This window comes from Bradyrhizobium sp. YR681, from assembly GCF_000282615.1.
In the GTDB taxonomy this organism is placed as follows: domain Bacteria; phylum Pseudomonadota; class Alphaproteobacteria; order Rhizobiales; family Xanthobacteraceae; genus Bradyrhizobium.
In genome coordinates this window covers 1-24,455 of sequence record NZ_AKIY01000296.1, presented here as the reverse complement: position 1 = coordinate 24,455, position 24,455 = coordinate 1, and the positions used below count along the sequence as shown (strand labels likewise).

25 protein-coding genes and 1 pseudogene are annotated in these 24,455 nt (G+C 64.7%); 10 read left to right on the top strand and 16 right to left on the bottom strand.

The window, feature by feature from the left end; genetic code table 11:
• The first annotated feature begins 39 nt into the window (after nt 1-39).
• Nucleotides 40-729 (top strand): YggS family pyridoxal phosphate-dependent enzyme, encoded by a 690-nt coding sequence (locus PMI42_RS32290; RefSeq protein WP_008142836.1) that lies wholly within the window; start codon nt 40-42, stop codon nt 727-729.
• A 120-nt stretch (nt 730-849) separates the two neighbouring features.
• On the opposite strand, the gene PMI42_RS32285 is transcribed toward PMI42_RS32290, so the two are convergent.
• Together PMI42_RS32285 and PMI42_RS32280 are read right to left on the bottom strand one after the other, a co-directional pair.
• A complete protein-coding gene (locus PMI42_RS32285; protein ID WP_008142834.1) occupies nt 850-1,635 on the bottom strand; it encodes a 2-keto-4-pentenoate hydratase in 786 nt (261 codons plus the stop codon).
• 6 nt (nt 1,636-1,641) lie between these two features.
• Nucleotides 1,642-2,211 (bottom strand): L,D-transpeptidase family protein, encoded by a 570-nt coding sequence (locus PMI42_RS32280; RefSeq protein ID WP_008142832.1) that lies wholly within the window; start codon nt 2,209-2,211, stop codon nt 1,642-1,644.
• A 202-nt stretch (nt 2,212-2,413) separates the two neighbouring features.
• On the opposite strand from PMI42_RS32280, the gene PMI42_RS32275 reads away from it, so the two are divergent.
• Both PMI42_RS32275 and PMI42_RS32270 read left to right on the top strand, forming a co-directional pair.
• Entirely contained in the window at nt 2,414-3,100 is a 687-nt protein-coding gene (locus tag PMI42_RS32275) for a response regulator transcription factor (protein WP_008142830.1), read from the top strand.
• 58 nt (nt 3,101-3,158) lie between these two features.
• Entirely contained in the window at nt 3,159-3,602 is a 444-nt protein-coding gene (locus PMI42_RS32270) for a cyclic nucleotide-binding domain-containing protein (RefSeq protein WP_008142828.1), read from the top strand.
• A gap of 105 nt (nt 3,603-3,707) precedes the next feature.
• On the opposite strand, the gene xth is transcribed toward PMI42_RS32270, so the two are convergent.
• The 4 genes from xth to PMI42_RS32250 form a co-directional block, all read right to left on the bottom strand.
• The gene (xth, locus tag PMI42_RS32265) at nt 3,708-4,523 is read right to left on the bottom strand and encodes an exodeoxyribonuclease III (RefSeq protein ID WP_008142826.1); all 816 of its coding nucleotides are present in this window, start codon (nt 4,521-4,523) and stop codon (nt 3,708-3,710) included.
• A gap of 152 nt (nt 4,524-4,675) precedes the next feature.
• Nucleotides 4,676-5,431, bottom strand: coding sequence for an outer membrane lipoprotein carrier protein LolA (locus PMI42_RS32260; RefSeq protein ID WP_008142824.1), 756 nt, complete (start codon nt 5,429-5,431; stop codon nt 4,676-4,678).
• 152 nt (nt 5,432-5,583) lie between these two features.
• Entirely contained in the window at nt 5,584-8,064 is a 2,481-nt protein-coding gene (locus tag PMI42_RS32255; protein WP_008142822.1) for a DNA translocase FtsK, read from the bottom strand.
• Nucleotides 8,065-8,073: 9 nt separating this feature from the next.
• On the bottom strand, nt 8,074-9,288 hold the full coding sequence (locus PMI42_RS32250; RefSeq protein WP_008142821.1) for an aminotransferase class I/II-fold pyridoxal phosphate-dependent enzyme: 1,215 nt from the start codon (nt 9,286-9,288) through the stop codon (nt 8,074-8,076).
• A 263-nt stretch (nt 9,289-9,551) separates the two neighbouring features.
• Here PMI42_RS32250 and PMI42_RS32245 point away from each other — a divergent pair, with 263 nt between their 5' ends.
• Nucleotides 9,552-10,367 carry a DUF4349 domain-containing protein gene (locus PMI42_RS32245; RefSeq protein ID WP_008142819.1) on the top strand — a complete coding sequence of 272 codons (816 nt, stop codon included), beginning with the start codon at nt 9,552-9,554 and terminating at the stop codon, nt 10,365-10,367.
• A gap of 67 nt (nt 10,368-10,434) precedes the next feature.
• On the opposite strand, the gene PMI42_RS32240 is transcribed toward PMI42_RS32245, so the two are convergent.
• The 8 genes from PMI42_RS32240 to PMI42_RS32205 all read right to left on the bottom strand — a co-directional run bounded on the left by PMI42_RS32240 (nt 10,435) and on the right by PMI42_RS32205 (nt 16,348).
• On the bottom strand, nt 10,435-10,839 hold the full coding sequence (locus PMI42_RS32240) for a GFA family protein (RefSeq protein ID WP_008142817.1): 405 nt from the start codon (nt 10,837-10,839) through the stop codon (nt 10,435-10,437).
• A gap of 205 nt (nt 10,840-11,044) precedes the next feature.
• Entirely contained in the window at nt 11,045-12,493 is a 1,449-nt protein-coding gene (locus PMI42_RS32235) for an ammonium transporter (RefSeq protein WP_008142814.1), read from the bottom strand.
• A 37-nt stretch (nt 12,494-12,530) separates the two neighbouring features.
• Nucleotides 12,531-12,869: a P-II family nitrogen regulator gene (locus PMI42_RS32230; RefSeq protein WP_008142813.1), complete on the bottom strand. Its 339-nt coding sequence runs from the start codon at nt 12,867-12,869 to the stop codon at nt 12,531-12,533.
• Nucleotides 12,870-13,261: 392 nt separating this feature from the next.
• The gene (locus tag PMI42_RS32225) at nt 13,262-13,864 is read right to left on the bottom strand and encodes an ATP-dependent Clp protease proteolytic subunit (protein WP_008142809.1); all 603 of its coding nucleotides are present in this window, start codon (nt 13,862-13,864) and stop codon (nt 13,262-13,264) included.
• Nucleotides 13,865-13,905: 41 nt separating this feature from the next.
• Nucleotides 13,906-14,262 (bottom strand): SRPBCC family protein, encoded by a 357-nt coding sequence (locus PMI42_RS32220; RefSeq protein WP_008142808.1) that lies wholly within the window; start codon nt 14,260-14,262, stop codon nt 13,906-13,908.
• On the bottom strand, nt 14,259-14,573 hold the full coding sequence (locus PMI42_RS32215; RefSeq protein WP_008142806.1) for an ArsR/SmtB family transcription factor: 315 nt from the start codon (nt 14,571-14,573) through the stop codon (nt 14,259-14,261). The genes PMI42_RS32220 and PMI42_RS32215 overlap by 4 nt, the downstream gene beginning before the upstream one ends.
• Nucleotides 14,574-14,630: 57 nt before the next feature.
• A complete protein-coding gene (locus PMI42_RS32210) occupies nt 14,631-15,932 on the bottom strand; it encodes an ammonium transporter (protein ID WP_008142804.1) in 1,302 nt (433 codons plus the stop codon).
• A gap of 77 nt (nt 15,933-16,009) precedes the next feature.
• The gene (locus PMI42_RS32205) at nt 16,010-16,348 is read right to left on the bottom strand and encodes a P-II family nitrogen regulator (RefSeq protein ID WP_008142802.1); all 339 of its coding nucleotides are present in this window, start codon (nt 16,346-16,348) and stop codon (nt 16,010-16,012) included.
• Nucleotides 16,349-16,596: 248 nt separating this feature from the next.
• Here PMI42_RS32205 and PMI42_RS32200 point away from each other — a divergent pair, with 248 nt between their 5' ends.
• Both PMI42_RS32200 and PMI42_RS32195 read left to right on the top strand, forming a co-directional pair.
• Complete coding sequence (locus PMI42_RS32200) at nt 16,597-17,508, top strand: GYF domain-containing protein (RefSeq protein WP_008142800.1); 912 nt, start codon at nt 16,597-16,599, stop codon at nt 17,506-17,508.
• A 27-nt stretch (nt 17,509-17,535) separates the two neighbouring features.
• Nucleotides 17,536-18,405, top strand: coding sequence for a DUF4339 domain-containing protein (locus PMI42_RS32195; RefSeq protein WP_008142797.1), 870 nt, complete (start codon nt 17,536-17,538; stop codon nt 18,403-18,405).
• On the opposite strand, the gene PMI42_RS32190 is transcribed toward PMI42_RS32195, so the two are convergent.
• Nucleotides 18,396-19,175, bottom strand: a complete 780-nt coding sequence (locus PMI42_RS32190; RefSeq protein WP_008142796.1) for an IclR family transcriptional regulator — start codon at nt 19,173-19,175, stop codon at nt 18,396-18,398. The genes PMI42_RS32195 and PMI42_RS32190 overlap by 10 nt on opposite strands.
• Before the next feature lie 186 nt (nt 19,176-19,361).
• Here PMI42_RS32190 and PMI42_RS32185 point away from each other — a divergent pair, with 186 nt between their 5' ends.
• The 4 genes from PMI42_RS32185 to PMI42_RS32170 are packed head-to-tail and all read left to right on the top strand — an operon-like array spanning nt 19,362 to nt 24,340.
• Nucleotides 19,362-20,924, top strand: a complete 1,563-nt coding sequence (locus PMI42_RS32185; RefSeq protein ID WP_008142794.1) for an acetate--CoA ligase — start codon at nt 19,362-19,364, stop codon at nt 20,922-20,924.
• Between the two features lie 15 nt (nt 20,925-20,939).
• On the top strand, nt 20,940-22,079 hold the full coding sequence (locus tag PMI42_RS32180) for an FAS1-like dehydratase domain-containing protein (protein ID WP_008142792.1): 1,140 nt from the start codon (nt 20,940-20,942) through the stop codon (nt 22,077-22,079).
• Nucleotides 22,080-22,103: 24 nt separating this feature from the next.
• Nucleotides 22,104-23,327 (top strand): CaiB/BaiF CoA transferase family protein, encoded by a 1,224-nt coding sequence (locus tag PMI42_RS32175; protein ID WP_008142791.1) that lies wholly within the window; start codon nt 22,104-22,106, stop codon nt 23,325-23,327.
• A gap of 50 nt (nt 23,328-23,377) precedes the next feature.
• Nucleotides 23,378-24,340 (top strand): Bug family tripartite tricarboxylate transporter substrate binding protein, encoded by a 963-nt coding sequence (locus PMI42_RS32170; RefSeq protein WP_008142789.1) that lies wholly within the window; start codon nt 23,378-23,380, stop codon nt 24,338-24,340.
• Nucleotides 24,341-24,346: 6 nt separating this feature from the next.
• Here PMI42_RS32170 and PMI42_RS40575 read toward each other — a convergent pair.
• Nucleotides 24,347-24,455: pseudogene (locus tag PMI42_RS40575) on the bottom strand (acyl-CoA thioesterase II); the annotation flags it as partial.

The window sequence follows — 24,455 nt, the reverse complement described above, 5'->3', positions numbered from 1 at the left end:
TTGGACTTACCCCGGTTACGAACGAAAACAATCGACGTCATGACAGACACCAATGCCGCGCCGGTAACCGGCCATTCACCAAATGCGCTCGCCGCGGTCGAGGCCGAAATCGCACGCGCCTGCAAGGAAGCGCGGCGTGATCGGGCCTCCGTCACGCTGATCGCGGTGTCCAAGACTTTCGACGCCGATGCAATTACCCCGGTCATCGCCGCTGGACAGCGCGTATTCGGCGAAAATCGCGTGCAGGAGGCCAAAGGCAAGTGGCCGGCGTTAACATCCGTTTACCCCGACATCGCGCTGCATCTGATCGGACCGCTGCAATCGAACAAGGCCAAAGAGGCCGTTGCGCTGTTCGACGCCATTCATTCGGTCGACCGCCCGAGCATTTGCCAGGCGTTAGCCAAGGAAATCGAATCCCAGAAAAAGCACCCGCAACTGTTCGTGCAGATCAACACCGGCGAGGAGCCGCAGAAGGCCGGCATCGCCCCCGGCGAGGCCGATGCCTTCCTTGCGAGCTGCCGCGACACCTACGGGCTGACCATTTCGGGGCTGATGTGCATCCCGCCGGTGGACGAGCCCCCGGCCGCGCATTTTGCTCTCACCGCCAAGATCGCCGCGCGCAACGGCTTGAAGAATCTCTCGATGGGCATGAGCGCGGATTTCGCCACCGCCATCATGCTCGGCGCCACCCATGTGCGCGTGGGAAGCGCGATCTTCGGGCATCGGTAGAAGTCGCTTGCGTGTAGCCCGGATGGAGCGAAGCGTAATCCGGGATGCTCGTTCCGCGGGGTTGAGACTCCCGGATTACGCTTCGCTCCATCCGGGCTACGAGACCTTTGCAGCGGCGACCTACACAAACCCCACCGACGCCGTCCCCAGCACGCCAAAATCCACCGCGAAATGATCGCCGGCCTCAATCGGCAGCGGTGGATGGCAGGTGCCAGTGGTCACCACCTCCCCTGCCCGCAATGTGATACCGAGCCCGCGCAGCTCGTTGGCAAGCCAGGCGAGCGCAATTCGGGGATCGCCGAGCACGTTCTTGCCGTGGCCGATATGGCGCTGGCCGCGCAGCGTGATCTGCGGCCGTTCCGCGACGAGATCCATCGCACGCCAGTTCGCTGATGTCGCCGCGCCCAGCACGAACAGATGCGCGCAGGCATTGTCGGCGATGAGCTGGGCCTCGCCGGCGCCGGCGAAGTCGGTAAAGCGCGAATCGGGAATCTCGATCGCGGGATGCAGGCTCGCGACGGCGGCCAGCACCTCGTCGACCGTGTACGGCGCGCTGCGCGGCGTCAGATCGCGCCCCATGCGGAAGGCGAATTCAGGTTCGCCGACGCGCATCGCGTTGCCCTTCATCGATGCGGTGCCGCCATCGGCGATGACAGTGTCGCTCATGATGCGCCCCGCCAGCGGGCCCGCGACATTGATATGCTTCTGTCCGGCCTCGCTCGTTGCCGCGATCTTCCAGCCGAACAGTTTTCCGAGCGACTGGTTTTCGAGGACGGCCTGGATGGCGTAACCGTCAGCGCGATTCCGCGGGCGCAATTCTGGCTCCAGCGCGTCGAGCTTGGTGCCGTCGCGCCAATGCCTGACCAGAACCTGCGATGCGGCGTCGACCTGATCCTTTTCGCGCATGTGCCCTCACCCGATGATGATTTTTGTTCTTGGCCCCATTCGCCGCAGCAATTGGAGCATCGCTGACTTCGTCATCGAAACGCAGCCTGCGGTCGGCCCGAAATTGTCGCGGGCCAGATGCAGGAACACCGCGCTGCCGCGGCCGGCGATGCGCGGGCGGGTGTTGTGGTCGATTTCGATGATGAAGTCATAGAGATGGTCGGCCCGCTTGAGCCGGTCACCGCCCTCGCCCTCACCGCGCCGGATCCACTGATTGTAGTGACGATCGCCGGGGTCCTCGCACCAGGCGTCCGCGCCGGTGATGGTCCGTGCCGGCAGGAATGTCTGCGGCCGGCCATGCCGGTCGCCCCGCCACCACAATTGGCGCGGCGTAAAATGGCCCTTCGGCGTGCCGCCATCGCCCTCGCGCTTGTTCGCCAGAATACCGCCGCGCCCCAGCGCGACCGGAATGGTCAGCGCTCCGGCCGTCAGCCAGCCCCGGCGCGGATTCCCGGCGGCAGGCTTAACGCGGATCGCGGACAGCGGTCCGGAGCTTCGATTCCTGGTGTAACTGGCTGACGCAGCTTTGTTTTTCATGTGAACGTGCGATGTCGAATTCATTACAGGACATTCATCAAAACGCCCTGCTATTTTGAGTTAGAGTGGTTCTCGCTTGTGAATCGGTAACAGCCCACTACTTCAACACGAACAACAATAATAACCGCGACCCCTAAACTTCCCTCACGGCTGGGTGCAGCATGCATGCGCGCCGAGCCGGACCCCAAAAGGATGATACCCTATGGCCAATGCCCGCAAGATCCTGATCGTGGATGACGATACCGATCTGCGCGATACGTTGGTGGAGCAATTATCGCTGCACGAAGAATTCGAAGCCTCCGCCGTCGATACCGGCGCCAAGGGCGCGAGCGCCGCGAAGGCCAATTCCCCCGATCTGGTTTTGATGGACGTCGGACTGCCCGACACCGACGGGCGCGAAGTGGTCCGTTCCCTGCGCAAGGGCGGGTTCAAGGCCCCGATCATCATGCTGACCGGGCATGACACCGATTCCGACACGATTTTGGGTCTGGAATCCGGCGCCAACGACTATGTCGCAAAGCCCTTCCGTTTCGCCGTGCTGCTGGCCCGCATCCGCGCCCAGCTCCGCCAGCACGAGGCCAGCGAGGACGCGGTGTTCTCGGTCGGCCCCTACTCCTTCCGGCCAGGCTCGAAGATGCTGACCGCGGCCAATGCCCGCAAGGTGCGGCTGACCGAAAAGGAAACGGCGATCCTCCGCTTCCTCTACCGGGCCGGCCAGATGCCGGTGTCGCGCGAGACCCTGCTCCAGGAGGTCTGGGGCTACAATTCCGGCGTCACCACCCACACGCTGGAAACCCACATTTACCGCCTCCGCCAGAAGATCGAGAAGGACGCCGCCAACCCGGAAATCCTGGTCACGGAAGCCGGTGGCTACAAGCTGGTGCCGTGATACGCTTCAGGGGCGTGCGAATCGTTTTAGATGGCATGCCCTTGAACCTCGGATCTGAATGTCAATCGACGACGACGTAGCGCTTCTCGAGCGTGTCCCGACACTGCGCCTGTTGGGAGACGCCTCGTTGCGCATGCTCGCGATCGGCTCCGAGCAGCGCAACTTCGTCCGCGGCGACGTCCTGTTCAATCTTGGCGACGACGCCGATGCCGGCTTCGTGGTCCAGCGCGGCGCCTTCCGGGTCGACGATGGTGCCGGCGCCGAGATGATCGCAGGTCCCGGCGCGCTGATCGGCGAGCTCGCGCTGGTGGTGCCGATGAAGCGGCCGTCGAGCGCGATCGCGATCGAGCATGCCTCCGTCATCCGCGTCGCGCGCAGCCTGTTCCAGCGTGTGCTCGAAAGCGATCCCGCGGCTGCCGTTCGCCTGCGCGACGAATTCGCGGTGCGCTCCAGCCAGATCGCGAGCGATATATTGATGGCGGGCGCGAAACTGACGTCGTGAGAGGTCGTATCTTCGTAGCCCGGATGGAGCGAAGCGCAATCCGGGGCAGTCTTTCCGTACGCACGAATCCCGGATTGCGCTGCGCTCCATCCGGGCTACGGGACCTCAAACCTCCAGCGTCACCGTCACCGGCACATGGTCCGACGGCCGCTCCCAGCTGCGCGCATCGCGCAGGATCTTGAAATCACTCACCGCATCCTTCAGCGCGCGCGACACCCAGATGTGGTCGAGCCTGCGGCCGCGATCGCCGACGGTCCAGTCGGCGGAGCGATAGCTCCACCACGTATAGACCTTCTCCGACATCGGAATGCGGTCGCGCGCGACGTCGACCCACTCGCCGGCTTCGAGCGCCGCCTTCAGCTTCTCGGTTTCGACCGGCGTGTGCGAGACCACCTTCAGCAGCTGCTTGTGCGACCACACGTCGTTCTCGTGCGGCGCGACGTTGAGGTCGCCGACCAGGATGTGACGGTCTTCTCCGCGCGGATGCAGCCGCTCGCATGCCTTCATCTCGTCGAGGAAGCGCAGCTTGTGGTCGAACTTCTCGTTCAGGGCGGGATCGGGAATGTCACCGCCGGCCGGCACGTAGAAATTATGCAGCACCAGCGGCTTGGCGATTGCAGCCTTCTCGCCGAACGACACCGAGATGTGGCGCGAATCCACCTTGTCGCAGAAGGTGCGGATATCAGTGGATTCAAATGGAATCTTCGAGACGATGGCGACGCCGTGATAGCCCTTCTGCCCGTTCAGCGCGACATGCTCATAGCCGAGCCGCTTGAAGCGCTTCAGCGGAAAGGCATCGTCGATGCACTTGGTCTCCTGGAGGCACAGCACGTCCGGCCGCGCGCTCTTGAGGAATTTCGCGACCAGATCGATGCGCAGCCGCACCGAATTGATGTTCCAGGTTGTCAGGGAAAAACGCATGAGGGATGCGTCTTAGCATGGATTGTCGCGAGGAAGATGCTTGTCCACAGCGAGCTCTGGTAGGGTGGGCAAAGCGAAGCCCCCCTGCCACGAGTTGACAGATCGTGGGCACGGCGCGACGCGCCTTTGCCCACCCTACGGCAGTGGAGCGCTCAACCCGGCGACGGACCGTAATTGGTGAAATCGATCTTGAACATGCCGGGGTCGAGCTTCTTGGTCGCGTCGAGATTGTAGACCGCGATCGTGGTGTCGTAGCCCTGCGGGTCGGTGACGGTCCACTGCTTGAGCTGGCCGTCCTTGGCACCGAACATCAGCAGCAGGCGGCTGGTGCCGACCAGCGCCTGCTTCTCCTCGATGGTGACGCTGACGAAGAGATCGTCGGCCGAGACGTTGACGACGTTGGTGTCCTTCATCAGGTCGATGCGATCGGACAACAGGAAGCGCAGCGGCGTCTGCGACAGCGGATAGACGTCCTGGGTCGCGAGCTTGCGATCACGCACCACCAGCGAGGATCCGTCGGCGACGATGTCGATCGGGCTCGGCGCGTCATATTCGAAGCGCACCTTGCCCGGCTTCTGGATGTAGAAATCGCCCTGCGTCTTGCTGCCGTCGGGGCCGACCTGGACGAAATTCCCGACCAGCGTCGACAGCGACGACAGGTAGGCGCTGACCTTGGCGGCCTGTGCCTTCTGGTTGGCGTCGAAGGTCTGGAAGATGCTGCTCGGCACGTTGCGGCGCGGATCCGGGATGACCGGATTCGGCGGTGTCTGGGTCGCGCCGGTGACAGCGGGCCCGCCGCCGGCCGGACCGCTATCGCGGCCCTTCGGCGCGGGTTTCGGCACGGGCACGGTCTGCGCCACGGATGCTGCGGTCACCATCGCGGCGGTGACGAGCAGCACGCCGGCCATACGTGCGCTTCGCGCAGCGATGGAGGCAGCGAATCGAATGTCCGGATGTCTGATCAACGCGTCGTCCTAACGTGGCTGGCGCCTTTTTAGCGTGATTTCGGGCAAAAGCAGATAACGATTTCGCGTGAAATAATGTTTTGAGGCGCCTCGCCTCACATATGGCTGTCTTCTTCCTCGACCAGGATCTCGCGCTTGCCGGCGTGGTTGGCGGGCCCGACGATGCCTTCCAGTTCCATGCGCTCCATCAGCGACGCGGCGCGGTTGTAGCCGATCTGGAGACGGCGCTGGATGTAGCTGGTCGAGGCTTTGCGGTCGCGTTTGACGATGGCCACGGCCTGCTGGAACAGGTCGCCGCCGCCATCCGCGCCCATGCCGCTGGCGTCGAACACGGCGCCGCCGTCCTCGTCCTCGGTGGGCTCTTCGGCCGTGACGGCCTCGAGATATTCCGGCTGGCCCTGCGTCTTGAGGTGGCGCACCACCTTCTCGACTTCGTCGTCCGACGCAAACGGTCCGTGCACGCGGCTGATGCGGCCGCCACCGGCCATGTAGAGCATGTCACCCTGGCCGAGCAGCTGCTCGGCGCCCATCTCGCCAAGGATGGTGCGGCTGTCGATCTTCGAGGTGACCTGGAAGGCGATGCGGGTCGGGAAGTTCGCCTTGATGGTGCCGGTGATGACGTCCACGGACGGACGCTGCGTCGCCAGGATCACATGCAGGCCGGCGGCGCGCGCCATCTGCGCGAGGCGCTGCACCGCGCCTTCGATGTCCTTGCCGGCGACCATCATCAGGTCGGCCATTTCGTCGACGATGATGACGATATAGGGCAGCGGATCGAGCGAGAGCTTCTCTTCCTCGTAGATCGCCTTGCCGGTCTCCTTGTCGAAGCCGGTATGCACCGTGCGCGTCGGCTCCTCGCCCTTGGCCTTCAACTCGAGCAGGCGCGTGTTGTAGCCGTCGATGTTGCGCACACCGAGCTTGGCCATGTTCTTGTAGCGCTCTTCCATCTCGCGCACGGCCCATTTCAGCGCGACCACCGCCTTCTTCGGGTCGGTCACGACGGGCGTCAGCAGATGGGGAATGCCGTCATAGACGGAGAGTTCGAGCATCTTCGGATCGACCATAATCAGCCGGCACTGGTCGGGGCGCAGCCGGTAGACCAGGCTGAGGATCATGGTGTTGATGGCAACCGATTTGCCCGAGCCGGTGGTGCCGGCGATCAGCATATGCGGCGTGCGCGCGAGGTCGATGATGACGGGGTCGCCGCCGATGGTCTTGCCGAGGCAGAGCGGCAGCTTTGCAACCGTGTCGACGGTCTCCTTGGCGACCAGCAGCTCGCGCAGATAGACTTTTTCGCGATGGGCGTTCGGCAGCTCGATGCCGATGGCGTTGCGGCCGGGCACGACGGCGACGCGCGCCGACAGCGCGCTCATCGAGCGGGCGATGTCGTCGGCAAGGCCGATCACGCGCGATGATTTGATGCCGGGCGCGGGCTCCAGCTCGTACAGCGTGACGACGGGGCCGGGATTGGCCTTCACGATCTCGCCGCGCACGCCGAAATCCTGCAGCACGCCTTCGAGTGCGCGTGAATTGGCTTCCAGCTCGGCCTTGCTGAGCGGCTGGCGATCGCCGGCCTTCGGCGCGGCCAGCACGGACACGGACGGAAGCTCGAACTTGTCGGAGGATTTTTTGGAAGCGGCTTTCGGTGCAGGCTTCTTGCGCGGGGCGCGCGCGGCCGGCTCCTCCTCCTCTTCTTCCTCCTCGTCCGCTTCCTCGTGCCCGTCCTCGTCGTCTTCGTCCTGGGACTGCGGCGAGATCGAAGGCGCGGCGCGGCCGCCGCCGAGATTCGGCTCCTGGCGGCTGAATGAAACCGCCTTGGTCTTCGGTCCGCTCGATACCAGCGAGCGGTAAGCGGTGCCGAGCAGCCAGATCAGTCGCGCCTTCGTGCTCATCATCGCGTGGAACAGCCAGCCCAGCGACACTGAACCACGATCGTTGTCCTCGTCCTCGTCGAGCGGCTTGTCGTCATCCTCGATCTCGGCGAGCTCGTCGTCATGCTCGCGTGCGCCGAGGCCGCAGGCGATCAGGAAGGTCGTCGCCATCGCGGCGAACAGGATCGTGCCCAGCACGATGCGATAGATCGTGCCGGCCGGCCCGAAGATCACCGCCGGTGCGCGCACCAGGGCATCGCCGACCACGCCGCCTAATCCGGTCGGCAGCGGCCAGGCGCCGCCATGCGGCCAGCAGCTGACGAAGCCCGCCGCGATCACCGTGCAGAGAATCCAGGAGCCGAGTCGCAGCGCTTCGCGGTCGAACGCGCGATGTGTCATCATGCGCCAGCCCCACACCGCGACCGTCAGCACCAGCATGATGGCGCCAAGCCCGAGGATCTGCATCGCGAGGTCGGCGCCGATCGCGCCGGCATAGCCGAGAATGTTGCGGATCGGCCGCGAGGTTGCGTGGCTGAGGCTGGGATCCTGCACCGACCAGGTCATCATCGCGGCCGAGGCGATACCCGACAGCGTGATCAGGCCGAAGCCGGTGAGCTCGCGCACGCGCCGGCCCAGTGCCTCGCGGATCGAGGGCGGCAGATGGCCGACCAGTGGAATGACACGTTCGATTGCCGACATGCTCATGGGCCCCGCCTAACCCAGAGTCTCGACCAACCGGTGCAGCGCCTGCGCCGTGGTCTCGCTATCCTGAACCAGCGCGAGGCGAATATAGCCCGCGCCGGGATTGAATCCGTCAGGCTGCCGCCGCGCCAAAAAGCTGCCGGGCACCACGCGCACGCCTGCTTCCTTGAAGAGTTTCAGACACACCGACACGTCGTCGCCCAGCTTCGAGGTGTTGAGCCAGACGCAGAAGCCGGCATCGGGCCGGCGATAGCCGTAACGATCGCCTATGATCTGGTCGGCGAGATCGAACTTGATCCGGTACAGCCGGCGGTTCTCCTCGACATGCGCTTCGTCGCCATAGGCGACAACAGCAACATGCTGGAGCGGCACCGGCACCTGGGGTGCCGCGATGTTGCGCTGCTCGAGGAACATGCCGATGAACGTCTTGTCGCCGGCGGCGAAGCCGACGCGCAGGCCCGGCAGGTTGGAGCGCTTGGACAGCGACTGGAATGCAACCACGCGGGTGAAGTCGGGGCCGGCGCATTCGAGCGCGCTGCCCGGCGCCTCGCGGGTGTAGATCTCCGAATAGCATTCGTCGCTGAGGATGACGAAGCCGTAGCGGTCGGCGAGCTGCTTCAACCGCCTGAAATAATCGGGCTTGGCGACCGAGCCCTGCGGATTGGCGGGCGAGGCCAGATAGAACGCCACGGTGCGCGCCAGCGTCGCTTCGTCGATGGCGTCGAGATCGGGCAGGAAGCCGTTTTCGACCGTGGTCGGCAGATAGACCGGCTCGCACGCCGCGGCGCGGGCGCCGGCGCCATAGACCGGATAGAACGGGTTCGGCATCAGGATGGCGGGCTTGCCGGGACGCGGGCCGACATAGCGCGCCGCCGTGATGGCGGCGAGGAAGAGGCCCTCGCGGCTGCCATTGAGGACGAGAATCTCGCCCCTGGGGTCGAGCGGCCGCGGCAGCTTGAAGCGCGACGACAGCCAGGTGCTCGCGGCGTTACGGAACGGCTCGGTGCCCTGGTTCATCGGGTAGCGGCCGAAATCGGCGATATGCTTGGCCAGCACCGGGCCGACGAAGTCAGGCACGGGATGCTGGGGTTCGCCGACGGCAAGTGAAATCAGGGGCTTACCCGGCTGGTGCGGGGCCAGCAGCTCGTTCAGCCGGACGAAGGGCGAACGTTCGGAATCGGAGCTTCCACTGGCCTGCGGCGCACTGGATGAAGCGGTCATAGCCATTCTGGACGCCAGCACTCTTGGAACAGCCGGCGCACCAAGGCGCCGGCGGGAAGCGGTTCAGTTCACCATAGATAGGGCGAGGTTAAGACGCGATTAACCATCGGCTTTCCGCGCCATCAAGAGTCATTTCCGTGACCTGGATTTGAGGCCACGGCAGGCCCCGCAGGGCTGTACCAGTAATTGTGTGGAGGAAGGCCACTACCTCGCCGCAATGCCCAGCCCCTTAGAGCCGACGGAACCCGGGGCGGTAAGTGGGGAAGAAAATGACGACGATGATGGGCCGGCTAGTCCTGGCAGCGCTTGTGCTCATGCCTCTGCTCGGCGGATGCGGCGCACCGGTCAACAATTTCTCTCCCACGGTGGGCCCAGCCGGGGGTGCTAACGGTCCATCCGACCCGAGTCAGCGTCTTGCGATCACATACCGGTTCACACTTCGGGTTCCGAACGCGGAAGCCGACGCGCTCCAGCAAAAGCACTTGGCCGAGTGCAAGAAGCTCGGCTGCGAAGTTCTGAATACGTCGGTCGACCGGGCGAACGAGGGCCGTATCACGGGCCGCGCCACGATTCGGATCAAGCCTGGGTCTTTCGATGCATTTGCGACGATACTCGCCGCTCCACCCGCCGAGATCACCGCGCGTTCCCGATCGGCCGAAGATCTCAACGCGCCGATCCGCGACGTGGAACGCCGGCTCGAGATGAAGACGGTGCTCCGCGACCGCCTGACCGCGATGCTCAGAGACCAGACTGCGAAGACGGCCGCCGATCTGATTACGATCGAAAAGGAATTGGCGCAGATTCAGTCCGATATCGAGGCGGCCACGGCCCAACGTGATGGTCTGCTGACCCGTACCGACACCGTGCGCGTCGAGATATCCTATCAGGGTGTGGCCAGCTTGTGGGGCGGGGTCGACCTGAGCCCGATCTACCAGGCGGTGAGGGCGATCAATCAAACGGTTGTCTATTCCATCTCCTGGCTGATCTCGACGCTCGCAGCGCTCGTGCCCTGGTTGCCGGTGATCGCCTTGATCTGGTGGCTCAGTCGCCGCGGCATCCGAAGCTTCAGATCGCGCAAGCCATAGCCAGGCAACGTGTCGCCATGGCCGAGCCTGTCCCGGCCATGACGAGCTTCGCGATCTGGGCGCGCTCTCAGTGCCCCGGCAGCTTCTCGAACGTCGTCATGCCCGCGGGGATCGCGTGGAACTCCTGCTTGTCGCAGGTGTAGATCGCCATCTGCGGCTTGAATTTCTCCGGCTCGTCCAGCGTGCCGACCTTGAGGATCGCCGCGGGCAGGCCCGGGACCTTGGTCACCAGATGGGTGCCGCACTCGGCGCAGAATTCGCGCGTCACGGCGCGCTCGAGGTCCTTGCGGGCGAACTGCCTGGGTTGCCCGGTGATGTAGGAAAAGCCCGTCGCCGGCATCGCGATGAACGTGTTGGGCGCGCCGCCCGAAATGTACTGGCATTCGCGGCAATGACACTGCGCCTGCATCATCGGGTCGCCCTCGGCGACATAGCGCACTTCGCCGCAATAGCATCCGCCTTCCAAACGCATGACGACCTCCCAGTTTGTTGTTCTTGAGGTCGATATTTCTGCGCCGGCAGTGCGGAATGGCAATCCTTTTCTTCGTCGCACGACGCAAAAAGAAAGGGGCTCCAACTTGCGCTGGAGCCCCTCAACGGTCGGGGCATTGCCGGGTATGTGCCCAAACCGTAGTTGTGGACGCGGTCTCCGGGGAGGCCGCGCCCGGGAGGAGAGGTTACATGTTGTAGGCGCGCTCGGTGTGCTCGGTGATGTCGAGGCCTTCACGCTCGCTCTCGACATTGGCGCGGAGGCCAACGATCACATCGACGACCTTGTAGAGGATCGCCGAACCGATGCCCGACCACACCAGCGTGGTGCCGACGCCCCAGAGCTGGGAGATCATCTGCGCCGCGAAGTCGTAATCGGCAACCTTCGGCGGGATCGCGGTGTAGTCGATGATGCCGGCGCCGCCGAGGGCCGGGTTCACCAGGATGCCGGTGCCGAGTGCGCCGATGATGCCGCCGACGCAGTGCACGCCGAACACATCGAGGCTGTCATCGTAGCCGAGCGCGTTCTTCACGACGGTGCAGAAGAACAGGCAGACCACGCCGACCACGAGACCGAGGACGATCGCACCCATCACACCGGCGAAACCGGCGGCAGGCGTGACGGCCACGAGGCCCGCGACAGCGCCGGAGATGACGCCGAGCACCGACGGATGACCCTTCACGATCCACTCCGCGAACATCCACGACAGCGCGGCGGCTGCGGTGGCGACGAAGGAGTTGGTCATGGCGAGGGCAGCGCCGCCATTGGCTTCGAGGTTGGAGCCGGCGTTGAAGCCGAACCAGCCGACCCAGAGTAGCGAGGCGCCGATCATCGACATGGTCAGCGAGTGCGGAGCCATCAGCTCCTTGCCGTAGCCGGTGCGCTTGCCGATCAGCAGAGCGCCGACGAGACCTGCGATGCCGGCGTTGATGTGCACCACGGTGCCGCCAGCGAAGTCGATCGCGCCCTTCTTGAAGATCCAGCCGGCGTCGGCGTTGATCTCGTCGAGCTTGGCCTGCGCCGCAGTCTTCGCCGCCGCGTCAGTCGCCGCAGCCAGAGCCTTGGCAGCGTCCTGGATCAGGTCCGGACCGGGCCAGTACCAGACCATGTGCGCGATCGGGAAGTAGATCAGCGTGACCCAGAGCGGGATGAAGAGGGCGATCGCCGAGAACTTCATGCGCTCGGCGAAGGCGCCGACGATGAGGGCGGGCGTAATCGCCGCGAAGGTCATCTGGAAGCACATATAGATGAGCTCCGAGATGTTGGCGTCGACCGAGAAGGTCGCAGCCTTCGAGTCGGTGGTGACGCCCATCATGAAGGCCTTGGAGAAGCCGCCGATGAAGTCGGAACCGCCGGTGAAGGCGAGGCTGTAGCCGTAGACGGCCCAGATCACGGTGACGACGCAGACGGTGTAGAACACCTGCATCAGGACCGAGAGCATGTTCTTGGAACGGACGAGGCCGCCGTAGAACAGCGCGAGGCCGGGGATGGTCATCAACAGCACGAGCACTGTCGATGTCAGCATCCAGGCGTTGTCTCCCTTGTTGACCGTTGGCTCGGCATAGGCTGCGGTCGCAGCGAACAGGCCGACTGCGAGAGCCGCCAATCCCGCGCCATAGGGACGCTTAAACGTCATTTTATTCACTCCTGATTGGTAATGGTTGAGCGCGAAATCAGAGGGCCGCGGCATCGGCCTCGCCGGTGCGGATGCGAACCGCATGGTCGAGGTTGATGACGAAGATCTTGCCGTCACCGATCTGTCCGGTTTTCGCGGCGGACGTGATGGCGTCGATGGTCTTGTCGACCTGGTCGGAGGCGACAGCGACCTCGATCTTGATCTTGGGCAGGAAACTCACGGCATATTCGGCGCCGCGGTAGATTTCCGTATGACCTTTCTGGCGGCCATATCCCTTGACTTCCGTCACCGTGAGACCGTGAACGCCGATGGCGGTCAGGGCGTCCCGGACTTCTTCCAGCTTGAATGGCTTGATAATCGCCATAACAATTTTCATGGGTCCTATCCCCGCTTGGGCCCGGTCCGGACGTGGCCGGGCGTTTCTCGACTGGTTCGCCACGAGGGAGAAGTTCACTACGCGGGCACAGCCAGGACCCTTAGAATCAAATGCCGTGCCAGATCGGGCGCATTGCCTAACGGACTATGAAAACGGGTGTTTTCGCGTTTGACGCGTATTGCGGCGCAGTGCGCTATTACGTCGCGCTCAAAACGTGGTCACATATGGTCAAAAAGCAGGCACGACAGGCTGCCGACACAATTGCTGCTCACGCGTCGGGCAGCGCGACGGTATTTAATTACAGAAGGCGCCCACCAAAGGGTCCCACCGCCCTGCAAAATTTCGAACCGACCCTGGGCCTGCTCACGGGATGCGCGAATCGGTCGGGGTCGTCAGGCGGCCTCGCGCGCCGCGAAGACCCGGTCGACCAGTCCCCACTCGACCCCCTGCTGCGCGGTCATGAAGTGGTCGCGGTCCAGGGTCCGTTCCACCTCCGCCTCGGTGCGCCCGCAATGCTGCGCGTAGAGCCTGATGATGCGCCGCTTGGTCTCCTGCATCTCGTTGGCATGGATCAGGATGTCGGACGCCTGGCCCTGGAAACCGCCGAGCGGCTGATGCACGTGGAGGCTCGCATTGGGCAGCGCGGCGCGGTGGCCCGGCTCGCCGGCCATCAGCAGGAACGAGCCCATCGAGCGCGCGGTGCCCATGCACAGCGTGTGAACCGGCGCCTTGATGAACTGCATGGTGTCGTACATGGCGAGGCCCGAGGTGACCACGCCGCCATAGGAGTTGATGTAGAGATTGATCGGCTTGTTCGGATTCTCCGCTTCCAGGAACAGCAATTGCGCGCAGACCAGGCCCGACATCGCATCGTTGACCTCGCCGTTGAGGAAGATGATGCGTTCGCGCAGGAGCCGCGAATAGATGTCGAAGGATCGTTCGCCGCGAGCGGATTGTTCGACGACCATAGGGACGAGCTGAAGCATGTCGCGCATCGGCGACCTCCATGTCTGCTGATGATGAAGTGTTGTTGGTGTTAGGCGGCTGCGCGCATCAGGCAGCCATTGCTGTTGGCCGGCTGCGGCAGCTTCATGCCGATGTCGCAGGTCTGCTGGATGATGCGAAAGCGGGTGCCGCCTGACACGTTCGGCTCGAGCCGGAAGATGACGTGGCTCTCGCGAAACGGCGGCTCGGAATCGCGAAGCCGGTAGCGCACCTCTTCGCCTGCGATCGTTGATTCCGGTTCGGCGCCCGCAAGGTCGCGGTCCGGCAGCCAGCGTTCGCGCAATTCAGGAATGGTCACGGCGCGCCAGACTTTTGCGGGCGGCGCATCGAACTCATATTCGAGCACCAGAGCCTCATCGGAGGGATCAGGCTTCACGGCGTCGCTCATTGATCCATTTCCTTCAGGAGGTTAGCGAGTGCTTCCATGCGCTTCGGCCAATAGGCGCGGTAGCGCGCAAGCCAGGCCCCGATCGCAACGATTCCGTCCGGGTCGACTTCGTAATTCACAAAGCGGCCCTGCCGCTGTTCGCGCACCAGGCCCGCCGCGCGCAGCACCGAAAGATGCTGCGACATCGCGGGCTGGCTGATCTCCAGCCCGTCGCGCAAGGCGCTGGCGTTCAGGCTTCCGCCAGCGAGCTTCTCAAAGACTTTTCGGCGGGTCGGGTCGGCCAGCGCCTTGAAGATGTCGGCTTCGATCATGGCAACACATAAGCACGCGCTTATGTGTTGCGCAGGTCCCTACTGCAAAAGTCCCGATTACTGAAGCGCCTCGCCGTGCTGCGAGATATCGAGCCCTTCCATCTCGTGCTCGCGGGATACGCGCAAGGGCACGAACAGCGAGACCAGCTTGAGCAGGATGAAGCTCACGCCGGCCGCCCAGACGAAGGTGACGGCAACCCCGTAGAGTTGGATCAGGAGCTGTTGCGGATGGCCCTCGATCAGGCCGGCGGTGCCGCCGATCGCGCTGGTCGCGAATATGCCGGCCAGCAGGGTGCCGGTCAGGCCGCCGATGCCGTGGACGCCGAACACGTCGAGCGAATCATCATAGTTGAAGCGATGCTTCAGCCAGGTGCAGGCCCAGTAACAGACCGCGCCGGCGACGATGCCGATGACGATGCCGTGCCAGGGTGCGACGAAGCCCGAGGCCGGCGTGATGGTGCCGAGGCCCGCGACCGCACCGGAAATCATGCCGAGCACCGATGGCTTGCGCCGCGTCGACCATTCGATCGCGCCCCAGGTCAGCGCGCCGGAGCAGGCGGCCAGATGCGTCGCGATGATGGCCAGTACCGCGCGCGAATTGGCTGCGCCAGCCGAGCCGCCGTTGAAGCCGAACCAGCCGACCCACAACAGGCCGGTGCCCATCACCGCGAGCGACAGATCGAACGGCGAGAGATTCTCGGTGCCATAGCCGTGGCGGCGCCCCATCACCTTGGCGGCGACGAGGCCGGCGGTGCCGGCCGACAGATGCACGACGAGGCCGCCGGCGAAATCCAGCACGCCCATACTGGCGAGGAAGCCGCCGCCCCAGACCCAATGCGCCAGCGGAATGTAGACGAAGATGAACCAGGCGACTGAGAACAGCAGATAAGCGGAGAACCGCATGCGGTCGGCGACGGAGCCCGCGACCAGCGCCACCGTGATGATCGCAAACGTCATCTGGTACAGCATGAACAGCGCTTCCGGGATCGTCTTCGCTGCCGGGTTGACGCTGTCCATCGTCATGCCTGCGAGGAACCAGCGATCGAGCGTGCCGATCCACGGACCGTCACCGACGAAACAGAGCGAGTAGCCGAACGCGACCCAGAGAATCGAGATGATCGTCACGGCGGCTAAGCTCTGCGCCATGGTCGCAAGCACGTTCTTCTTGCGCACCATGCCGGAATAGAACAGCGCCAGCCCCGGGATCGTCATCATCAGCACCAGCGCGGTGGCGACGATCATCCAGGCGGTGTCGGCGGTGTTGATCTCGGAGGCCGCGGCATGCGCGGGCGAGGCCATGATCGACACAAATCCGACCGGCGCAGCCATATACGCTGCGCGGCGCAACAATCCCGCCATGTCATTTCCCCCAGCATAGTCATTGCGTCGCACGCTGTGGCGTCGTTGCCCGGTGCGATCGTCGAAGCAGAAAAGAGTTAGAGCGCGTCGCTGTCGGTTTCGCCGGTGCGGATGCGCAGCGCGTGGTCGATCGGCGTGACGAAGATCTTGCCGTCGCCGATCTGACCGGTGCGCGCCGTCGCGGTGATCACGGCGACCGCCTTGTCGGCGACGTCGGAAGCGACCGCGATCTCGATCCGCAGTTTCGGCAGGAAGTTCACGACATATTCCGCGCCGCGATAGATCTCGGTGTGACCCTTCTGGCGGCCATAGCCCTTCACCTCGGTCACGGTCATGCCGTGGACGCCGATCGCCGTCAGCGCCTGGCGGACTTCATCGAGCTTGAAGGGTTTGATGATCGCGACGACGAGTTTCATGGTCAGGCCTATTCCCCGGGGATGCGCACGCCGTATGTCCCCGGCGCAGCGTCAATCTGGCATCTTTCCGGGCACATGGCATAAAAAACTTGCAGGTTGAAGCGGAAAAACGTTTGGCCAGGGGCGGTGATGTGAACGGCCGCCTCTGTACAGGGCATCCGTACATCATTCACAATGCGTTTTTGGCATGGATGCGGTGAACCGAAGCGTCCCGGCCGGTACAAAAGTATGTTTGAGGGGGACGTTCCATGGCGAGTTGGTTCTACGCATCCGAGGGCAAGCAGCAGGGGCCCTATCCGGAGGGGCAATTCCGCGACCTGGTCGCGCAAGGGATTGTGCGCCCGGATACGCTGGTCTGGTCCGAGGGCATGGCCGGCTGGCAGAAGGCCGTCGAAATCCCCGGTCTGATCAGCAGCGGCGGCGGTGCGCCGCCGATCCTCCCGGCGGGCGGACCGCCGATGATGGGCTCCGGCGGTTATGCCGGCGCGGGCTACGCCAGTGGTGCCGGCGGCGGAACGCTGGCGGTCGATTTCGGCATCTGGGACTTCGTCTGGCGCACGCTCGTGTTGCTGATCGGCTCGTGCTTCGTCATTCCGGTGCCGTGGCTGTTCGTCTGGTACATGAGATGGATCGTGCCCTGCGTGAAGGTTCCGGGGCGACCCAACCTCAGCTTCACCGGCAATGCGATGACGCTGGTGCCCTGGTTCTTCGGCTTCATCGTTCTGGCGATCGTGATCGGCTTCATCGGCAGCGCGCTGCTGAGCAATCTGCTGTTCATCGTGCAGATCGTTCTCTACTGGCTGCTGATCAAATGGATGATCGCGAACCTCGCCTCCAACGAGCAGCCGCTCGGTCTCAGCTTCTCCGGCTCGGTCTGGGCCTATGTCGGCTGGAATCTGCTGTTTGCGATCTCGATCATCACCATCATCGGCTGGGCCTGGGTGGCCGCGGCGCAGATGCGCTGGTTCTGCCGCAGCATCGAGGGCACACGTCGTGAGATCATCTTCAAGGGCAGCGGTCTCGACATTCTCTGGCGCGGAATCGTGGCCGCGATCCTGTGCAGCCTCATCATCCCGATTCCGTGGGTGTATCGCTGGATCATGAACTGGTTCGCGTCGGTGACCGAGCTCGCTCCGCGCGGCGCGGCGGCGCGCATGTAAGTCCTGCCGGTCGCGGATCACGAACAGATGTCGAACCGAATCTGGTTTCACGCATCCGGCGGCCAGCAGCAAGGTCCGTTTCCCGAATCCCAGTTTCGCGACCTGATCGCCCGGGGCACCGTGCGCGCCGACACGCTGGTCTGGGCGGAAGGGATGGCAGGCTGGCAGAAGGCCGGCGAGGTGCCGGGTCTCATCCCCGGCGCCGCGATGCCGCCATCCCTGACCATCGATGGCAGCCCGGGCGGCCCCGGCGGAGGTCCGCTATCCGTGGACCTGCCGGTCTGGTCGTTCCTGGGATGGTGGATTCTGCTGATAATCGGCAGTCTGCTGGTGATTCCGTCGCCCTGGACCGGGACAGGATATTATCGCTGGCTCTTCCCGCGCATGCACGTTCCGCAGCGGCCAAACCTCGCCTTCACCGGTCAGGTCGGCGACGTCTGGTACGTTTTCGTCGGGATGGGACTGGCGGGCCATCTGGGCCTTATCGACGGCATCCTCCAGATCTTCGGGATACTGATCCAGGCCGTCCTGTCCTGGATGCTCCTTCGCTGGGTGGTCGCCAATATCAGCTCGAACGGTCAGCCGATGCAGATGAATTTCACCGGCAGCGTCTGGGGCTTCATCGGCTGGCAGGTCCTGACATTCCTCTCCGTGTTCACGATCATCGGCTGGGCCTGGGCCATGGCCGCGTGGACGCGCTGGATTTGCCGCCACGTCGGCGGCACGCGCCGCGAGATGATCTTCACGGCCACCGGTCTTGATCTGCTTTGGCGCACCGTCGCCTTCAGTCTCGGATGTCTTTTCATCATTCCGATTCCGTGGCTGCTGCGCTGGTACTTTGCCTGGGGCACGACGCAATTCGTGATCGTCGAGCGCGGCACGATCCCTCAGGCGTGAATCGCCAATTGTGCGGCGATCTCTTGCGCAACAGCGCGCATGTCGCGCGCCAGCGCCAGTGAGGTTGCGCGATCGAGCTGGCTGCCGAGGCCGACCGCCGCGATCGTGTGCGTGATCGTCCCCTTCGTGTTCAGCACCGGCACGGCAACGATCGTCACGCCGGCAATGTAATTGCCGCGATCGATGCTGAAACCCTGCTTGCGCACCTGATCGACTTCCTTGCGCCAGGCCTCGAAGGTCGGCGCGTTGTGCCAGCGCAGCAGGCGAAAGCGCTTCTCGATCTCCTTCTCCGGCTGGCCGCTGAAGGCGGCGACGCAGCGGCCGGTGGCGCTGATCAATGCCGGGAAACGGCTTCCGATGTCGACGTGAAGCCGCACCGGCGCCTGGCTGCGCGCCAGCGCGACGACGATCATGTTGTCCAGATCAGGCACCTCGACGCCGATCGCCATGACGCCGTAGCGGCTTGAAATCTCCTCGAGCTTCGGCCGCATCAGGCTGGGAAAGTCGGCGGCGTTCTCCAGCACGGCCCGCGCCAGCGGCAGCATGCCGACGCCGAGGCTGTAGCGCTTGGTCTGCGCATCGACCTGGAGCAGATCTTCCGCCAGCAGCGCGCGCACGATGTGCAACGCAGTGCTCGGCACCAGGTCGAGCGTCTCCGCAATCGTCTTGAGACTCTGCGGCGCCGGGCTGCGGCTGAGCAGGCGGAGGATGGCGACGGCGCGCGTGACCGCGGGGACGGCACGGACGCGGGGTGATTTGGCATTCGGCATGATCGTATCGGTACAACAGCGGCCGGAGCGCAACAACACCGTCGCGTCGCGGCGGCGCCGGCATTGCCTTGATCTGTGCGCCCGCCGCGCCCGCAAGGCCGGCTCCGGAGCGCCTCGTGTTTAATTGTCTATATACAATTAATAGTGCTATTTGACAATCAGCGCGCCGTCGGTATCTTGCCGGCCATGACCAAGCTGACCGACTACACAAGCTACGCGGCCGCACAGACGATCTTCTCCCCCGAGAAGCTCTGGGAATTGTTCGACGGGACCCGCGCGCAGCTGAACATCGCGCATGAATGCATCGACCGGCACGCCGGCCGATCCAATCCGGCCGTGATCGTCGTTCGCGCGGACGCGCCGGACGAGGTGCTGGGCTTTGCCGAGCTCGCGGAAGCGTCCTCGCGCTTCGCGCATGATCTGGCGAGCCGCGGCGTGAAGGCCGGCGACCGCGTCGCGGTCATGCTCGAGCCCTCGCGGGCCTTCTACGTGGCGGTGTTCGGCACCATGAAGGCCGGCGCGATTGCCGTGCCGCTGTTCACGCTGTTCGGGCCCGACGGCGTCAAGCTGCGCGTCGACGATTGCAAGCCGCGGCTGGTCGTGACGAATGCGGAGAAGGCACCGTCGCTCGCGGGGATCGGCACCGAGGTGGTGGTGGCCGACGAGGCCTTCCTGGATGGACTGCAGCGCTTCTCGCCGCATTTCACCGCGGATACGGCCGCGGATGCGATGGCGCTGTTTCAATACACGTCGGGCACGACGCGGGAATTGCCCGAAGCGGTCAAGCACACGCATCGCTCGATCGTGACGCTGATGGTCGCGGCGCTGTACGGCACCGGCCTGCGACCCGGCGATCGCTTCATCTGCCCGTCATCGCCGGCCTGGGGGCATGGGCTCTGGCACGGCACGCTGGCGCCGCTGGCGCTCGGCATCACCATCGGGGCCTATGCCGGCAAGTTCAATCCGGAGCGGCTGCTGGCCGCGCTCGAGCAGCACCGCTTCACCAATATCTCGGCGGCCGCCACGCATTATCGCATCATGCGCAACTCCGGCGCTGCGTCGCGCTACCGCTATTCACTCGAGAAGATGTCGTTCACCGGCGAGCCGATCGACAGCGAGACGGCGGCCTTCATCAGCGACACCTTCGGTCACCAGGTGTGCAGCATGTACGGCACCACCGAGATCGGCGTGATCCTGGTAAGCTATCCCGGCGCGCGCGATTTCACCGTCAAGCCGGGCTCGCTCGGCAAGCCGATCCCTGGCGGCCGCGTCGAGGTGCAGGACGCCGAGGGCCAGCCCTGCGCGCCCGGCGTGACCGGCGAGCTGAAGGTCTGGCGCCGCGGTGCGTGGATCGCGACCAAGGACCTCGGACGCATCGACGAAGACGGCTACTTCTATCACGGCGGCCGTGCCGACGACGTCATCATCTCGGCCGGCTGGACCATGAGCGCCGTCGAGATCGAGGACGCCATCCTGAAGCATCCGCAGGTGCGCGAGGCCGCCGCCATCGGCGTCCCCGATCCTCTACGTGGCCAGGTGGTGAAGGCCTTCGTGGTCACCGAACGGCCGGGCGATGCGTCCTTCGAGCACGAGATCCAGGACGTCGTGCGCCAGCGCCTCAGCCATCACGAATATCCGCGTCTCGTCAGCTTCGTCACGGAGCTGCCGAAGACGCCGGCCGGCAAGGTCAACCGCAAGGTGCTGCGTGACCGCGAGCTCGCCGCCAGACAATCAGAAGCCGCGAATTAGAGAGAGGAACGTCACATGCTGGACAAGACCGAAACCAGATTTCCCAAGATCACCGAAGAGGGCCTCGACGATCTGCGCAAGCGCATCGGCGTCGCGATCGGCGTGACCGCCGAGCCCTGGTGCTACGAGGCCACACGCGACAACATCCGCCACTACGCGCACGGCATCGGCGACGACAACCCGCTGTGGTGCGATCCCGACTACGCCGCCAAGTCCAGCTACGGCGGCATCATCGCGCTTCCGAGCTTCCTGTTCTCGACCAGCCGCATCGTGTCGGGCTATGTCGGCGGGATGCCCGGCGTCCACGCGATGTGGTCGGGCGCGGACTGGACCTGGCACAAGGCCGTCAGGCGCAATGACGTGATCTCGACCGAAGCGAAGCTGAAGGACCTCGTCGAGCACCAGACCCGCTTTGCGGGCCGCGCGATCCAGCAGACCTATCACGTCGACTTCTTCAACCAGCAGGGCGATCTCGTCGCCGAAGCCGACAGCTGGTGCTTCCGGACCGAGCGCGACCACGCGCGCGACCAGGGCACCAAATACAAGGAGGTCAAGGCCCGCGCGCCGCGCCGCTACAGCGACGAGGAGCTGGCTGCGGCCTACAAGCACTACGCCGACGAGCGGATCCAGGGCTCGCGTCCGCGCTACTGGCAGGACGTCACCGAAGGCGAGGCGCTGCCGGTGATGCTGAAGGGCCCGATGACGGTGACAGGCTTCATCGCCTATGCCCAGGGCTGGGGCGGTCTCTACATCCGGGCCAACAAGCTCGCCTGGAAGCTGCAGGACGCCCATCGCGGCCTCGGCATCCCGAACCGTTTCAACATTCCCGATTGTCCCGAGCGCGTGCACTGGGAAGAGGAATTCGCGCTCGAAGTCGGCGCGCCCGGCGCCTATGATTACGGTCCGGAACGCTGCTCCTGGCTCACCCATCACCTCACCAACTGGATGGGCGATGACGGCTTCCTGCGCCGCGCGACCTGCAAGATCCGCCGGCATAATCCGGAGGGCGACATCCTGTTCATCAAGGGCAAGGTGAAGCGCAAATTCGTCGAGAACGGCCGTCACCTCGTCGAAATCGAGCAGGAAGCCCACAACCAGGACAACGAGCTCTCCGTGCTCGGAACCGGCATCGTGGAATTGCCGAGCCGCAGCTGACAACATCGACTGGGCGAGATGAGCATGCCCGCACCTGATCTCACGCGCGGAGCGGTGACCGGCCTCAAGGTCGTCGATCTCTCGCGCGTGCTGGCGGGGCCGCTATGCACGCAGATGCTGGCCGATCATGGCGCCGAGATCGTCAAGATCGAGCCGCCATCGGGCGACGAGACGCGCGGGCTCGGGCCGCCCTTCGATGCGACGGGACAGGCGGCGTATTTCGGCGCCGTCAATCGCGGCAAGCGCGGCATGGCGCTCGACCTGTCGCGTGCCGACGGGTGCGCAGTGCTCGAAGCCCTGTTGAAGGATGCCGACGTGCTGGTGGAGAATTTCCTGCCGGGCACGATGGAGCGCTGGGGGCTCGGCTACGAAGCGCATTTGTCCGCGCGCTTTCCGCGCTTGATCTACTGCGCGATCTCGGGCTTCGGTGCCGACGGACCGCTCGGCGGCCTGCCCGGCTACGATGCGGTGCTCCAGGCCATGTGCGGCCTGATGAGCATCAACGGCACGCAGGATTCGGGCGCCACGCGCGTCGGTGTGCCCATCGTCGATTATGTCACCGGCTACAATGCGCTCACGGGCGTCCTGCTCGCGCTCGCGGCGCGCGAACGGACCGGACGCGGACAACGGGTCGAGGTGACGCTGTTCGACACCGCGCTCGGCCTCCTGGTGCCGCACGCGGCGAACTGGATCTGCTCAGGGACTGTGCCCGGCCGGCTCGGCAGCGCGCATCCCAACATCGCGCCTTACGACAAGTTCGCCGCCGCTGACGGCGAGATTTTCCTCGGCATCCTCAATGACGGCCAGTTTCGCCGCTTCTGCCAGAAGGTGAAACGCGGCGATCTGCTGGATGATTCGCGCTTTCGCACCAACGCCGATCGGCTCCGCCACGTCGCAGCGCTTCGCACGGAGCTGGAGCGCACACTGGCCGGCTTCAAGTCGGACGCGCTTTGCCGCGAGCTGATGCAGGCCGGCGTTCCCGCCGGCGTCGTCAACACGGTGCCGCAGGCCTTCGCGCAAGCCCATGTCGCCCATCGCGACATGCTGGTCGAAAGCGACGGCCATCGGGCCCCCGGCATTCCCGTGAAGCTCGGAGAGACGCCCGGCAGCACCACGCGGCGGCCGCCCCGCTTCGGCGAGCATGCCCGCGAAATTCTGGCGGATGCCGGTTTCGATGAAGCGACGATCGACAGGCTGATCGACGCCGGCGTCGTCATGCCGCAACGGAAGGACACCGCGCAGCGATAAGACGGCGATCAAGACAACAATCATAATAAATAGAACCAGAGGAAACGATCATGCTGAGATCCGCGAGATGGGCCGTGGGATTGCTGGCCCTGCTATGGAGCTGCGCAAGCCTTGCGCAAACCTATCCGACGAGGCCAGTCAAGATCATCGTTCCCTATCAGGCGGGCCAGGGCACCGATGTCGTGGCGCGATACCTCGCCGACCATCTGTCGCGCACGCTGGGCCAGCGTTTCTATGTCGAGAACAAGCCCGGTGCCGGCGGCAATATCGGCGCCGAGCAGGCGGCGCATTCGGACCCCGACGGCTACACGCTGCTGATGGGCACCAACGCCACCCAGACCATGAACGAGTTCATGTATCCGGCGCTGGGTTTTGCGCCGGACAAGGATTTCGCCCCGATCATCCTGGTCGGCAAGCTGCCGCTGGTGATTTCGGCCAGCCCGTCATTCGCCGGCAACAACGTCGCCGACCTGATCGCCGCGGCCAAGGCGAGGCCGGACAGGATCGACGTCGCCCTGCCGAGCACGACGGCGCGCGTCATCTTCGAGTTTCTCAAGGAGAAGACCGGTGCGCCGGTGTTCGGCGTTCCCTACAAGGGATCGGCGACCGCGATGACCGACGTGCTCGGCGGACAGGTGCCGCTGCTGATCGATACGGTCACGGCGGTGCGCACCCAGATCGACGACGGCAAGCTGAAGGCGCTCGGCATCACCGTGCTGAAGCCAAGCGAACTCCTGCCGGGCGTCAAACCCGTCGCCGAGCAGGGTGTGCCGGATTTCGAGATGGCCGGATGGAATGCCTTCTACGCGCCGCGCGACACGCCGCCGGCCGTCATCGAGCTCCTGAACGGCGAGTTCGCCAAGGCGCTGGCGCTGCCCGAGACGCGGAAGCGGCTGCAAGAGCTGGGATTTGATCCGGCCGGCGGATCGCCGACGGACCTTGCCCGGTTCGAGACGCAGGAGCGTCTCAAATGGGGACCGGTGATCAAGGCGACGGGTCTGCAGGGCGGCTGATGCGGATCAGGCTTTGCGCTCGCGCACCGAGCCTTCCTGCGCCACCGAGGCGACCAGCGTGCCATCTGGCTTGAAGATCAGCCCGCGGCTCAAGCCGCGGCCGCCTTGCGCGCTC